Below are 14,301 nucleotides of genomic sequence, written 5' to 3' on the forward strand. Positions count from 1 at the left end.
ACGCGGTCGCCGGCCGCACGGGTGCGTTCGGCGATCGTGAGGGCGTCGGCAGGTCCGGCCCGGCGAACGCGCGGTCGCTCGAGTGCGGCCTCGCCGCCTTGGCGACGTATTAGCCCGCCACGCCATGCCGCAGTGCTGCGACGCAAGCGTGTTCAAGGCTTCGCTAGACCACCCGATGACCGTCGATGGGCTGCGCAAGCGGGTGCGGCTGGCCGGTCATGACGGCGAGGGCGGTGGCGACGGCTTGCAGGTCGGCGCGGATGTAGGTGGTGGTGGCCGGTCCGGTGGTGTCGGTGTGGCCGGCGTAAGCACGGGCGGTGCCGTACCCGAAATGCCGCTCGACCCAGGTCAGGGTGGTGTGGCGCAGCCAGTGCGCGGTGATGCCCTGGGCGGAGACCCAAGGCAGATGGCGGCCGATGCGACGCCAGAGCTCGTCGTAGCGGCGGCCGGTCAGCGCGGTTCCGTTGCGGTAGCGCAGCAACGCGTCGGTGGGCAGGACCACGCCACGGACGGCGGCATGCTGGGCGAGGCTGGTGGCGAGGTCGAGGCTGACCGGTTGCCAGCGGACCGTACCGCCCTTCTCGCGCAGCAGGAGCAGGCCGCGTTCGGCGTCGAGGTCCTGGAGCCGCAACCGCAGGGCGCCGCCTCGTCGGCAGGCGGTTTCGGTGTGCAGGCGGAGCAAAAGCGCGTCGAGGATGGTGTCGTTGCCGGTGGTGCGGGCGACGAGGTTGATCTCGGTCAGTTCGGTTGGTGTCAGTGCTCGTCGGGTGGTGGGGAGCCGTCGGGGCTTGTGGACTCGGTGGGCCGGGCTGTCCGCGGCCTCGATGAGACCATCGGCGATGGCCACGTTGTAGAAGGCGCGGGCGGCAGCGATGAGCAGTTCGCCGGCGTGGCGGCCGCCGCGGCTGTTGCGCCGGGCTCGCGCGCCGGCGACTACACGTCGCTGTAGCGCCTGGATGTCGCTGGCGGAGACGGTGTCGATGGTGAGGTTGCCCCATGCCGTGGTCATGCGTTGCCAGTAGCTGCGGTAGGCGCGCAACGCGCCGGGCCCGGCCGCGGCGAGCACCTGCGGAAGGTATTCGTCGAATGTCGGTAGCGTGGGTCGGGCGTCGCTCTGCAGGTCGGCGAGGGTGATACCGAGGTGGGCCAGGGCGGTCCAGGCGGCGTCGAGCCGTGCTCGGTCAGCCGTCATCGGTTGCGGCGAACTGGTCGGCAAGGAGCCGTGCGACGGTGCGGGCCGGGTGGATCAGCAGGAGTTGACGTTGGGGGGCGGCGAGGAGGACGACCAGGTCACCGGAGGCGAGGTTACACAACCTTCGGGTTGCCGCCGGGACAGCGAGGAGGCCGGTGGCGCCGATGGTGTGGCGACCGGCCGGGCTAGAGGTGGCGGTGATGGTGCTGTGAGCGATGTCGAACTGGATGCGGTGGCCGGGTGCCCAGTCCAGCAGGTGCAGGAGCGGGCGGGCCGATATCCGGCCGGACGGGTCGAGCTGGCCGACGCCCAGGTGCAGATCAAGCGGGTCGAGCGTGGTGGGCTCTGCTGGCAGGTGTGGCAGCGGCGGCCGTAGCGGGCTTGCCCGGGGGAGTGGCACCGGGATGAGTGCCGCGATCATCTGCTCGGCCGAGGCCGGAACGCTGCGCCGCACGGGGCTCATCTTCGCCGCCGAGGAGCGGCCCGCACATGCTGAAACCCGACCGGGTTGTCACCCGCTCGGGTCTGCTGGGATGCTACGAGTTCGTGGGTCTTGGTAAACATTCACCAAGACCAGTGTCGAAGGGGGGATGAACCCCCACCCATAGCACCCCTGCAAGAAACAGGGGTTCATGCGTTTATGCTATCGACACCGAGTCATTCCTTCAAGTCGTCGTCAGATCGATCAAGCGGTTACCGATACAGCTGACCCAAGGCCGACTTTGACAACCGTACAGACATCGCTCCCGCCGTGGTCAGGTGTCGGCTGCCCTGCCCTGCCATGTCGAGGTGCTGGCTTGAGTTGCGAACGGGCGTTCGGGCGGCATGAGGCTTTCAGCGTCCGCGCGTGACGATGGATAGGGCTGCAACGCAACGGCGCCACCATCGATCCTGCCGCCGGTTGCCGGTTGGCGTTCTCAATGTCGCTCGCACCTGCGCGGCATCGCGGCCTGCTGCGTTGCCGTTGGTGACCAGCACCAGGACCGCGGCGGCACGCAATGCCAGCGCGGCATCGACCGGCCCGACACCGTCGGCGTAGCCGTGTGCGATGAGGTTCCGGAGGTTGGTGCCGTAATTGAGCAGCAAGGTGCGCAGGAAGCGTTCCCAGTCAGGGTCGAAGTCATTCTCAACCAGCAGCGGCAACAAGCTCCCGAGGCCGGGAAACTGGCCAACCGAGTCGCCGACGGCGGCCCGGTACATAGGTTCGTTGAGTTCGAGTAGCAACGCTCTCGTGGCGGCTTCTATCTTCGGCACGATGAGGTGGCAGCATGCGTCGTATTCTTCGACCCAGTACAGCTGGAACGCCGTGGCCAGTGCCTGGGCAAAGTTCGGCGCGGCTTCTGATTGGAGTAGAAATGCCTTGAGGTCGGCCTGGGATGGTATTCCGAACTGCTGTTGAAGTTGAACCAGTGCGCGGGCCAGGAAACGGCCGCGCATCTCCATTGTCTGTTGTTCGATCTGCACGAGCGCGTGCTCCAGGCGATCTGCGTCGCCGTCCAGCGCTCGGGCTGGAAGGTCGCCGTCGCGGAAGATCACCATGGAGGCGAGGCGGGTCATCACCGACGCCTGAAGGTTTCGGTTGGCTGCGCGTTCGTTGGCGGTGAAGCTGCCGCTGGGTGCCGTTGAGTGCAGCCAGATCGTAAGTGCTTGCCGCCACTCGGATGCCTGCGAGAAGCCGGGCAGGTGGGCATGGAAGAACCGGGATGGCGTAGTGATCTTGTACTCGGAGACGGTCCAGGAGACCCTGGGCGCAGACTGCAAGCCTGCGACCGCACTCTTCTCCAGATCGGCCAAACCGTACGTGTGGGCGGCCGCCGCGGCCTCGCTGTACCGATTCCTGATGATCATCGCATCGGTCGCTGCGTCGGCCTCGGCGATCATCGCGTTGACCTCGTGCCTGCTCGCCTGTTCGGCCCGCTCGCTGCCTTCGCCGGCGCGGCACCGGATGAGGGTGGCGAATCCGCTGATGATGTGGACCTGCGAGTACGCGAGGAGTGCCCGGTCCAGCAAGGTATCGACCGCGGGGTCGACTGATTCGGACCGTGTCCGCCCTGGGCTGATCAATGCCGCGAGGACTGTCATGGCGGGGTACGGGTCGCCTTGGTCGACGCCCTCCGTCGCCAGCGTCTTCATGGCCTCGCGGATCGCGTTGGACGTCGCGGTGTCGTTGAGGCTGACCCGGCGGGCGAGGACCCACGCTCGGACGAGGCCGTCGCCTCGGTGCCGACGTGAAGTAGGTGGCTTGGATGCCTCGAGGTACGCGTTTATCGCCTGCTCGGCGGAGGTGCGGCGGTTACGCACCAGGGTGAGGGTGAAGACGATGTCCCAGCATCGTGCGCGTGCCATGGGATGCCGAACATGTTCGGCAAGCCCGAGCCAAAGTGTGCGCATCGCTTCAGTGGCGTCGCGCAACGCCACCGGCAGCAGCGACGGTCCGTCCAGCGGCTCCAACCGTGCGTCGACTCGGGCCTGGTCCGGTGTCGTCACCTCCAGCAGGTACATGAACGTGTGAAACAGCGCCATCTTCTCGGAGCGGCTCGTCAGCGGATCGATCTGCGACGAGAGCTCGTCGACTCGCAACGCGACGCCATGCGGATCCGCTGCGCCATCACAGGCGGCGTCAACCAACGTTGCGAGCGCAGGCAGTCGCTCCGGATCGTAGGTGTATGGCGGGATGCGACCGGCTGTCACCACGTCGTCATCTGACGGAGTGGAGAGGGCGTCAACTTGTGGCTCGATCACGATGCCTTCCTGCAATACGTGGAGGGAGTCAAGTGAACCAGGTCATTCAGTTGCCGCTCCAACCGTTTACAGCGGGGCGCAGCGTCGGCGCCCGCCGCGGGTGGGCCAGTGGGGCTTTCTTGCTGATCTTGGCTCGTGCCGCACATGAGCCTGGGGTAGCATCCGGCGGGCCTCGGCCCTGCGGTGAGGACTCCAGACTCCAACTGCCGTCACTGGCGCGGGCTGCAAGCGAGTCCCCGCCGGAGAGAAGGCTGTCTCCGGTTGGGCTGGAGCATTTCGGCGCCATTACGCCAAGGTGCGGAGCGCTGGCATCAAGTAACTAACTGTTGCAGAGCACCTCGAGTGGTGCGTTGGCGGTCTCGTAGAGGTACGTCTCGGCGCAGGCGAGCAGTTGCAGTTGAGCTGCGCTGGCGCGGGCAGCGGACAGGCCGGGTTGGACGATGGTGACCTCGAGCCGAGCCCTGGTGACCCGGGCTCGGTGCTGAAGACTGCGGAGGGTGGCGTCGTCGCCGACTTCGATGCCGGTGTGGCCGTGGTTGGCTCTGCGGTCGCGTTCCCGCCTGATGAGGTGGTCGAGCAGGCGAGGGGCGTGCTTCCAGATGTTGGACTTGTGGGCTTGGCCGCAGAGTTCGTAGAGGTCTGCGACGCGGGCGCCGGGTGTGGGCTCTGATGAGTATTTGCAGTGCACCAGTCTGATGGTCATCTGGAGTGGGTCGGTTGCGATGGCGACGATGTCGGCGGCTTCGCCGGAGCCGTCGTCGTCGATGACGATGTCCCAGTCGCGTTCGGCGATGATGCGCTGGATGACGTGGTGTTGGATCGAGGTGGGATCGCGGTGGCGGCCTTGCGATTCCTTCTTGATGTCGATGCCGGTCCACGCGACGGTCGTCAGTTTGCTGCGGGGGAATGGCTCGATGGTCCGGTCGGGCCGGAGGAGGATGCCACCTTGTTCGACCGTCGTGTCGTCCTCGAAGTACATCGTGAGGCCCTCGCGCTCGAGCAGGTCGGTCAAGGGGTACTCGGAGCGTGGTGCCTGGACGTACACCTGCTGCTGCGCGGGCTTGTAGACGATACCTTTGTCGGTGAAGGCCGCGGTGTATGGAGCGGTCCAGGCGGGTGCGACGATCTCGAACTCGATCGGCCCGTGCAGCTTGTGCGATGCGACGCGCAGCTCGGTGTCGAACAGCCGCGCCGTCTGCCCGTTGAAACGCAGGAGCGTCTCGTCGCTCGTGTTGAAGTAGATCGCGTGGGGCCAGTCGACGCCGATGAGCGTCAGCGGTGGCCGCTCGTTGATGATCACCGGCCGGATGAAGCCGCGCATGACGTCGTCGACGGCGATGGTGTCGTCGGTGAGCTTCTCCCCGACAGCGTCGCACCAGTCTCGCCACTCGCTGAGTGAGCGCGCCGCGCGGTTGCTCCAGACGCGTCCCTTGAGCGAGCCGCCGAACCCGACGCGCGAGCCGTCCTCGTAGCCGTACGCGAAGATGTTGGTCTTGGCCTTGGTCTGTGCCTCGGCGGTGGGAAAGCCCTCGGCGACGTCGGCGCCGACGTGCATGGAGAACCGGCGAGCTCGGCTGCGCACGTCGAGCAGGCCGATGTTCGTGGGCACGGGTCGGTGGATGCTGGCCATGATGCGGTAGACCTGCTCGCCGCTGATGATGGTCGCCGTATCGCCCGCGACTGCCTCTGCCAACGGTCGGTGCACGCTGTCAGTGTTGGAGCTGTTGATGTAGAGCAGACCTCGGCTGGCATCCCAATAGAGTGCGTACAGGTTGTAGGCGATCTCGTCGACCGCGTGCAGGTTGCCCCACTTGACCGGTGTGCGCTCTTCTGTGACGAACCACGCCACGTTGTGCTGCCTGTTGACGGCGACCGTCGGGGTGAGCAGCGCGTGTTCCGGAAAAATCTCGTGGACGCCGAGCGTCGACCAGTCGGCGCACTGAGTGCGGTACACGACCGTGCTCATCTTCGGTGCCAAGGCGCGGATCGGGACTTCGTCGGGCAGGAACTGGAAGCCGGCTTCGAAGTCGCTGATGCGTTGTTCGGCGCCGGTTGCGTTCTGGGCCAGTTCTCGGATGACCTGGTTCCAGTCGGCGTCGTCGGCGTACAGGTCTCGGAGCGTCTCGTCGTACTCCGGGTCCGGTCGGTTCACCACGACGCACGCGTCGCCGAGCCGATCGGACTCGGCACGAGTGAAACGGCCGAGGAATTGCAGCGTGATCGGTAGGGACTTGTGTGCGTCATGGATGGCAGCGACCTTCAGCGCCGGCAGATCGTAGCCTTCACCGAGCATGTCCACGCATATGACGATTCGGCTGGTGCGTTGCTCGATCGCCTGCTTGCCGGCTCGTCGGAGTGTCGTCGGCATGCCGCTGTGCACCATGACCGGTGCGAAGTCGGTGGCCAACTCCTGGTAGATCGCAAGGACTTCTTCGGCCCGCTTGATCGTGTTGACCCTGGCCATCATGAGGTGGTTGTGGCCGGCCGCGATGTCGGCTCGCAGGCGTTCGATCGCCGTTCGGGCGATCGCCCGGTCCGGATCGGTGAAGTCGGTGACCGGCAGGTAGTCGATCCGTGAGAAGTAGCCGAGGCGTTGGGCTTCGCGCAGCGGGAACGTGAAGACCATTCGGCCGCCGAGGTGACGCCCGTCGGCGCGGAACGGCGTCGCGGTGAACTGCACCACGTAGCGGTCGTCGAAGTGCTGCCGGATCCGGTCCCACGAGGCCGCCGCGATGTGGTGGGCCTCGTCAACGAACAGGTGGCTGCACTCGTCAACAAGCGCTCGCTGGATCGTCTCGTCCGACCGGCACAGCGCAGCGACCGTCGTGATGATGACGTTGCATCGCTCAGTGAACGCCACTGCCTCGTCCGTCGAGGCGAAAGCGTGCCGGATGGTTCCGACCACGGGAAAGGGTGCCGTCTCAGGCAGCGCACCGACGGCTGGCAATATGCCCCAGGTCTGGAACTTCCGGGTCAGCTGCGTGCGGAGGGCGTCACTCGGCACGACCACGAGAAGGCGTTGCACCTGCCCGGTGGCGAGCAGCGCGATCATCGTGTCGGTCTTTCCGGTGCCGGTCGGCATCACCACGGTCGCGGGCTGCTGAGGCGCGCTCGCCCAGTACCCGAGTACCGCATGAACGGCCCCGATCTGGGGCCGACGAAGTCCCGCCCGCGTACCGTCAGTGGTGCCCTCAACGAACCGGAAGCCATCCGCGATCCCTTCCAAGACCTCAGCGGGATCGGCCACCTCCCAAGTGCCTCCGGCCCATTGCGCCGCGGCGGCGTCAACGCCCTGCGGGGAGCGAACGAGAACCAGTGCATGTGGATGGGTGGCGTCGTCCGGTGGCTGGTCTATGACCGGCCACGTATGCCGCTCGGTGCGCGCAACCAACTCTCCGCCAGCGGCCACGTCGATAGCCGCGATGGTCTCCGGTTCGATGAGCTGACGGATTTCGCCGCCGGACGATGTGACCGGCTCGGCCCACAACTCTGGGACGACGACGTTGATGTTTGCCTCACAGGCCAGACGTTGACGTGGACTCGACAGGAACCAGATCGACGTTACCCTCTGTGACGATCGACTGAGGGCTGGCTTGTCACTCGATCGGGCTCCGTCGACTGGTCAGTTCATGACAGTCGAACAGGCCTGACAAGTGCGGGAGCTGACGTATTGGGTACCGGTGATGTTCCGTCGGTACGAAGCGACATCACGCTCGGTGATAGGTCGACGCTCCTTGCCCGTCCCGACATCGCTGCACGGGCGTGCTGCACGGGCGGTTCGACTCGGCACACGCGCCATTGCAAACGAACCGGCAGGCGAATCGTCAGCGGCTGGATTTCCGTCGCGGTGCCAGCGTCCTGACTGGCGTGGTGAGCGATCCGCGAGCGACAACTGGCGCAACTCGTGCTTCGGTCAGTGGCGTCGGCAGCGGGCAAGCCAGTCCGGTTGGCGATGCCGGGCGGACGGACGTCTGCGCCGCATCTTAGTTTGCGGTGCTGGTGGCGGCCAGGTCGTTGAGCGCGGCGTTGATGACTGGCCAGCACATGTTTAGCGTGTCGCGGTCGGGCGCGTGGCCTTTGCGGACTTGCGCGTGCGGGTGGACCAGGTTGCGGTATTCGCGGAGCTTGTCGGCGAAGCCGTGGACGTCGGCTTGGATCCACTGCTGTTGATGCGCGACGTTGATGAGCCGGCTTAGCGTCCAGTTCTCGGCGGTCGGCTGGTCGCGTTCCGGCAAGCGCGTCGTCGCGCGTGGATCAGCACACCTTCCAGGAGGCTTCCGAGCATGATGATGGCGCTGGCGAACGCCCCGTTGCGGTCGCAGATGCGTGCCTCGGCCAGCCGGCCCTCCAGTACCTCGGCCAGGACTGGGTCGGTGACGAGGTCGGTCATCGCCACGTGCAGGACCGCGTTGGGGTTCTCGGCTTCGTCCTTGGTCTCCGGATTGAACTCGCGGATGACGGGTCGGCCGCGATGGTGGGTTACCTGGAAACCTTCGAACTGACGGTAGGGAAAGGAATGCGAGCCGTCATGAGGCGATCCGGCAGCAGGACGTACCTGGTCGACCGAACGCGATCGGGTGCTCAGTTCGTGGCCTCACCGACCTCGTCGGCGATTGCTTCGGCCATGGCCTGGTCGTCGGGGTTTGGCGGGCACGTTCGGCGAGGAGGTCGCGGCGGGCGCGCGGGCCGTCCCGGAAGCCGGTGTGGCGGCGCAGGACGGAGAGCCGCCCGTCGGTGACGGTGAGTTCGTCGAGGTAGCCGCCGCCGTTCCAGTCGTAGACGAAGCCGCGGGTGTCGGTGACGTGCGGGGCGATCCGGCGCAACGCGTTGTGCAGGTCCCCACCCGTGCAGGTAGGCACGGTCGGCGGGTGTGTCCAGCTCGAAACCCTCGACGAGCGCGGCACCCTGGGACTGGAACGCGAACGTCGGCACCATCGCAGCGCCGGGTCGAGGTCGCGGAAGCTCAGCGCCAAGCCGTAGTCGTACGCCGCCTCGCGGGCCTCCGGACGGACCGGGAAGGAGAGGCCGACGCTGTCGGTCGCCGGCTGCACGTGGATCGTGGCGAGCGAGTGTGAGCGGCCCCGCACGGCGCAGGCCGGGTCGTCGCCGGCGATGTCCCGGCCAGGTCTGGATCGTGCGCGGAGCGCTCGGCGAGCCGCGCAGAGCCGTCGGCGATTGCGGCAAGCAGCTCGGCCCGGGCAAGGCGCGGCCCACCCACGACTGCGAGGGTGCAGGCGAGGTCATAGCGGCCGCCGGGATGGTACGGGTCCCGAGCCAGCGCATCGTGAAACATCCGTTCGACCCAGCCGTCGCTGCCCCCTCGCGGCCGAGCGCGAACGCCTCGGCAAGCATCCGGTCGACTGGCGGCAGCCGATCGGCGTACGCCAGCGCGTCGCCCGGTTCCCGTTCGGGGCACAGCCGCAGGTACAGCGTGGTCAGCTCGTACCGGGCCAGCCTGTCCACGTCGCCGCCAGGGCGCGTCCGGCCCCAGCAGGCACGTCCGCCGGGCCTCGTCGCCCGCGCCGAGCCGGTCGCGTTGCAGGACCGCGAGATCGCGCACGGCCCGCAGACCCGCTCCCGCGTCCACCACCTGCCGCAGCGCGCCCGCCGCGTCGTCTACCCTGCCGGTGGCGGCCGCCAACTGGGCGTACCGACGACCAAGCGCCACACCGCCCACCTCAGCGAATCCCTGCCCGGCCACGGTGCGCGCCTCGTCGTCCCGCCCCACCGCAACGAGTCGCGCCACGCTGTTCAGATACTCCGCCGCCGTGTCTCACCCAGGGCCGGTCATCGTACCGCCGCCGAAAGGGGGAATGGGTATCGTGTGCAGTCCACGTGGAGTGGCAGAGGAGAACCATGAGACGGCTGCTGGCGCTCGTGACGGCAGGGGCGGTGGGGCTCGGGTGCGGGGGTGGGACGGCGGTCCGCGAACCGACCGCGCCAGTGTCGCGGGCCGTGCCGACGTCGGCCGGGGCGGTGTCGGGTCGGCCGGCCGGGACTTCGGTGGCGGCCTCAGCCGCCGCGCGGCTCGTGTGGTCCGGTGCGCCTGACGCTGAGCCGCCGGTACCGGCGCTGCCGCCGATGCCAGCTGCCCGGCCGTTCGTGGCCAGGTCGAATGATCCTTCGACGTTTTACGGCGGGTCTGCGGTCGTCACGGTCAGCGGCGCGTGGCGTGGGACGTTCACGTTCGAGGCGGCGGATCAGCGGGTGGCCTGCATGATGTATCAGTCGACGCTGCGATGGCTCGGCGGCGGGCGACTGCTCGGTACGTCCGCCGCCGCTGCCGACGACGGGGTTTCCTTCCAGGTCGATGAGGTCCACGGCCGGGTTGACCAACCACACACAGTCACCGGCAGACAGGTCAGCTTGACTCTGCGCGACAGCGGCGGCACCTCCTTCGAGGGCGCGGCCTCAAAACGCGACGGTGTGCCGAAGATGGCGTTGAGCGTCAGCCGAGACCGGCGGCAGATCGCGGTCAGCGCGACGATGCTGGCCCACCCGGCGTTCAGCCTGACCGACAAGCGGATCGGCTGGATCACCGTGCAGATCGTGGTGAGCTGCGATGGGCAGCCGCCCGCGCCGAATCCCACCATGGCCCGGTGACGTTGCCGTCACGCTGAGCGCAGGACCTGCCACTGGCTCCAGGCGAGTTCCGGCTCGATGTCGGCGTAGCCGCGGGTGCGTTCGAGGTGCTGCGCGTCGCCATACTGCATCGCGATGCAGGCGCCATCGCTGGTGAGGCGTTCCACCTTATCGCGGTGCAGTGGGCGGCCGGCCTGCCGCTCGGCGGCGGCGAGCACGGCGACCAGCGCGGGGACGAACACCAGCCGAAGCTCGCGCCGCGGATCCGCCACGCCGCCCTCGGGGCCCAGCCGCCAGGCGCCGAACGGGTTGTGGCAGGCGTGGTCCTGCGGGTAGCCGGCATCGGGCCAGCGTTCGAGGCGGCGGCGTGGGGTGTCCATGTCCGGCTGGAAGGTGTCGCCGGTGACCAGGACCGGGTCTTCGGCCAGCTGGTACACGTTGAACACCCCGAGGAGCCGGTTGGCCTCGGCGGGCGGGGCCTCGACCTCCGCGTCCGGCAACCCGAACGCGTGCATGCCGCAGGAGCGCGACACTCCGCCGTCCTGCAGGACCACGACGGTGCTGCGGTACAGCAGCCACGGGTCGCCGCCCTGCAGTGCCTGCATCCAGCGCGGGACGGTCCAGCCGAGCTTCGACTGCTCCAGCCGCACGCCCAGCGCCCCGGCGTCGCCCAGCGCGGCGATCAGCGCCGCCACCTGGTCCGCCGCCGCACCGAGGTACACCGGCAGATCCAGCACCAGCGCGCTGCCGGCACCGGCAATGGCGCGCTGCTCCTGCGGCGTCACCGTGCCGTAGCCGAACGAATCCCCGAACGAGCCGTCGTTGGCGACCCACTCCGCCAGCGCGCGGAGGCCGAGGTGCTGCGACGTGAGCGAGTCGCCGTCCAGCGTCAGGCCGGACCGTCCCAGGGCGTCCTGCCATTGGGCCGGGTCCGCGGCGGTACCGGGGACGAACAGCCGCACCGCGTACACAAGATCGTCAGCCATACCGCAGAGGGTAGTCAGCCCGTCCGGCCGTCGGGCAGCGTGTACTCCCAGCCTTCCCGCCAGCCGAACGGCGCCGTCGTCGCCACCCGCACCTGGCCGGTCTTCCAGTACGTCGAGGCGAAGATGGATGAGCCCGGATTCGACGCGAACGCCGTCATGAGCTCCATGCCCGTGATCTCCTGCGGGCAGCTGGCCTACTTCCTGATCCGCCGGCCGAGCATGCCGTCGCCCGCCACGAGGATCGAGCTGACCGTCGCGGCGCATGGCCCACGCGCCGACGCTCGGCCCGACCGTCGACATGTTCCTCGCAGTCCTCGCCGAACTCCGGATCCGTAGAGGTACTGCTGGCTTCGGCCACCTGCGGGTGATCGAGATCGTCGTGTCAGGCCCGCAGCTCGTGGCAGAACTTGGCTTGGCCGATTATCCGCACGCTAGCCTGCGGCTGGAGTGCTTGAGAAGGGTGACCAGCCCAGGTCTCCGACGATGAGTTAAAACAGCTGCCGGATCGCTATTGGTATCGCAAACAGGCCAGCGGCGATGGTGTGGCGACCGGTAGTGCTGGAGATGGCAGTAACGGCACGTCGACCGGCAAATTGCGGTGTCGAGACGCGGCCGCCGAGCTATCTTCTGCCGGTGACGAAAGACAACGAGTGGATCGGGGACCTGGGCCACCTTGCCCTCGCCGATGCGTCGCTTGGCGTGCTGCTGGTCGACATGCTGAGTCTCCTCGCCCATGCTGGTTACCCTGCTGGACCGTCCGCAGTGGACACCGGCAAGACGACCAGGCAATCGGCCCGGGCCGTCCAAGGTCTCCTGAGTGCGCAACCTGAGCTGTTCGGCGACACAGCGGGTGACTGGTTGTCGGACTTGATCGCAGTAACGGAGCTGCGTAACGAACTGCTGCATGCCGTGGCGTTGAATCGCTGTAGTGCCTGTGGGACGGCCAGCAGATTTCTTCATCCACGGTCAGGTAGAGAAGTCGATCGGTCCGAGCAGGTGGTGCGGGACGTTACTGCGCAAGCCTTGGCACTCTACAAGACTGGCATGGTCGTCGCTGCGCAGATTGCCGAGCGTGTCAACGCGCGCATCGTGGCCGGGGCCCGCCTGCAGGCGGAAGCTACGGGTGAAGTACAAAATCCGCCTCAGGTTTACCCACACCAGGCAGTCCACGAGTGCGCGAATTGTGCGGGCAATGGCCGCGGCAGGACGACGATGGCTATTGGTACAGCGGTTGAGGTCTACCCTCGCGAGCAGTTGCAGGCATTGATGGACGGTCAAAGAAGCTGCGGCCCTGACACCTCGCGAATCATCGCCGAGACCTGACCGAACACCGGCGGGTGGTGGGTCGAGGCTGTAGCTCTGTAATGACAGCCCAACTGATCCGCGTTGATGCTGCCAAAGGTTCCGGAAATGGTAGGTCGTCCGGCAGGAGCTCAAGGGGTGCTTAGTGGCCTTCCACTTCAGGATTCGATTCAGGTTCTCAGATGGTGCTCGGCTTCCCGTTGAAGACTCGGTCTGGGTGCTAGAAGACGACGGAGTGTCACAGGTTTACATGCGGTCACTCAAGGAGGCCGAGCCGCTTATTGAGGCGACCAATGCGGCCTTATTTGGAATTGGCTACCCCTCGGCGGGGGAGGCGCAAGCTGCGGGATCGCGCTGGCGATCCATTTTGCACGTGGCCTTCGCCCGCCTTAATATGGGAGTGGACTTCGGCGATCGCTCGCCCGCTTTTGAAGGTGGGTTGTCGGATTTTGGTATTGCGATGCTGTCGGATCAGTACGGTCAGCAGGTAATGAACGACCGACCTGGTGTTCTCGTGTACGGCGATCCCAAACCGCTATTCTTCTCTTCGTCGGCCATCGCCCGCGTACTTCCGAGTCGACGCAGGGCAGAGGGGACTTTCCTTGAAGCCGCACGGCTGGAGGGCCTTGACGTTACTCAGGCGGAGAGATTGGCATTTGAGCTATATGGAGCCTCGTTCTTTGAGACGCAAGCTGATGCTCGGCTCCTCATGGTCATGATGGCGCTTGAAACGCTGATGGAACCTCGACCTCGCGCACCTGAGACGCAGGCTCTCGTTCGTGACCTTATTCGTCAGGTGAAGGGATCTGACTTGCCGACGAGTGAGGTATCGTCGATTGTAGGCAGCCTGAAGTGGTTGGAAAGCGAGTCGATTGGCCAAGCGGGTCGGAGACTGGTGAGTGTGCTGGGTGGCCGCAGGTATATGGACATGGAGCCTGCTAAGTTTTTCACTAAGTGCTACACCCTTCGGAGTGCGCTTGTCCACGGCCACCTTCAAAGGCCAAGCCGCATGGACGTGGACATCGCTGCGTCGAACCTGCAGATGCTAACAGGTGAGTTGCTGGGTCGCCGTTTGTTGCACGTGACCGAGGAATGGCTAGTAGAGCAAGGGATGACGGAAGATCTGGAAACCCGCCAAGACACGGTAAACGACGAAGCGGGGCGAGGTCGAGCCGGGTCGATTTGGCGTACCGTACGGCGTCTTGCCGGCCTGCGGCGTGCCAGATAATTGATACCGATTTGGGGTAAGTCCCTATATCGGTCGCATTCGAGGTGATGTAGGCGCGTTCGCTTGTCGCCGCATCGCTTCCCAATGCCCCTGTGTTCGAGGCTCGTAGTCGGCGCCTGCGCGACCGAGCAGGTAATCGACCATCGCCCAGAGCGTTGCTGCGTCGCTCGGCGTCGACTTGCCCCTGATCCCAGGGTCATTGCGTTCTCGGATAGCTGCTGGTCACGACGGCAATCAGGTCGTGTGAGCGGCGGTTGGCTTGGCGCGTG

General features: G+C 66.6%; 11 protein-coding genes. 3 read left to right on the plus strand and 8 right to left on the minus strand.

Annotated elements, in window-relative coordinates; genetic code table 11:
* Positions 1-163 precede the first annotated feature (163 nt).
* From AB0I21_RS08920 to AB0I21_RS08945, 6 genes are all read right to left on the minus strand, one after another.
* Positions 164-1,066 carry a site-specific integrase gene (locus tag AB0I21_RS08920; protein ID WP_360559786.1) on the minus strand — a complete coding sequence of 301 codons (903 nt, stop codon included), beginning with the start codon at positions 1,064-1,066 and terminating at the stop codon, positions 164-166.
* Positions 1,067-1,181: 115 nt separating this feature from the next.
* Complete coding sequence (locus AB0I21_RS08925) at positions 1,182-1,655, minus strand: hypothetical protein (protein ID WP_360559787.1); 474 nt, start codon at positions 1,653-1,655, stop codon at positions 1,182-1,184.
* A 371-nt stretch (positions 1,656-2,026) separates the two neighbouring features.
* The gene (locus AB0I21_RS08930; RefSeq protein WP_360559788.1) at positions 2,027-3,934 is read right to left on the minus strand and encodes a hypothetical protein; all 1,908 of its coding nucleotides are present in this window, start codon (positions 3,932-3,934) and stop codon (positions 2,027-2,029) included.
* Between the two features lie 319 nt (positions 3,935-4,253).
* Entirely contained in the window at positions 4,254-7,421 is a 3,168-nt protein-coding gene (locus AB0I21_RS08935; protein WP_360559789.1) for a DEAD/DEAH box helicase family protein, read from the minus strand.
* Positions 7,422-7,917: 496 nt separating this feature from the next.
* Positions 7,918-8,169 (minus strand): hypothetical protein, encoded by a 252-nt coding sequence (locus tag AB0I21_RS08940; protein ID WP_360559790.1) that lies wholly within the window; start codon positions 8,167-8,169, stop codon positions 7,918-7,920.
* A 291-nt stretch (positions 8,170-8,460) separates the two neighbouring features.
* Positions 8,461-8,985, minus strand: a complete 525-nt coding sequence (locus AB0I21_RS08945) for a hypothetical protein (protein ID WP_360559791.1) — start codon at positions 8,983-8,985, stop codon at positions 8,461-8,463.
* 1,030 nt (positions 8,986-10,015) lie between these two features.
* Here AB0I21_RS08945 and AB0I21_RS08950 point away from each other — a divergent pair.
* A complete protein-coding gene (locus AB0I21_RS08950; protein ID WP_360559792.1) occupies positions 10,016-10,537 on the plus strand; it encodes a hypothetical protein in 522 nt (173 codons plus the stop codon).
* An 8-nt stretch (positions 10,538-10,545) separates the two neighbouring features.
* Here the strand turns inward: AB0I21_RS08950 and AB0I21_RS08955 are convergent, their stop codons facing one another.
* Entirely contained in the window at positions 10,546-11,502 is a 957-nt protein-coding gene (locus tag AB0I21_RS08955) for a hypothetical protein (RefSeq protein ID WP_360559793.1), read from the minus strand.
* Between the two features lie 14 nt (positions 11,503-11,516).
* Positions 11,517-11,669 (minus strand): hypothetical protein, encoded by a 153-nt coding sequence (locus AB0I21_RS08960; RefSeq protein WP_360559794.1) that lies wholly within the window; start codon positions 11,667-11,669, stop codon positions 11,517-11,519.
* Between the two features lie 466 nt (positions 11,670-12,135).
* Between AB0I21_RS08960 and AB0I21_RS08965 the strand changes: the two genes are divergently transcribed.
* On the plus strand, positions 12,136-12,825 hold the full coding sequence (locus AB0I21_RS08965) for a hypothetical protein (protein WP_360559795.1): 690 nt from the start codon (positions 12,136-12,138) through the stop codon (positions 12,823-12,825).
* Between the two features lie 196 nt (positions 12,826-13,021).
* Positions 13,022-14,032, plus strand: a complete 1,011-nt coding sequence (locus tag AB0I21_RS08970) for a hypothetical protein (protein WP_360559843.1) — start codon at positions 13,022-13,024, stop codon at positions 14,030-14,032.
* The last annotated feature ends 269 nt before the right edge of the window (positions 14,033-14,301 follow it).

The organism is Dactylosporangium sp. NPDC050588 (assembly GCF_040654975.1).
In the GTDB taxonomy this organism is placed as follows: domain Bacteria; phylum Actinomycetota; class Actinomycetes; order Mycobacteriales; family Micromonosporaceae; genus Dactylosporangium; species Dactylosporangium maewongense.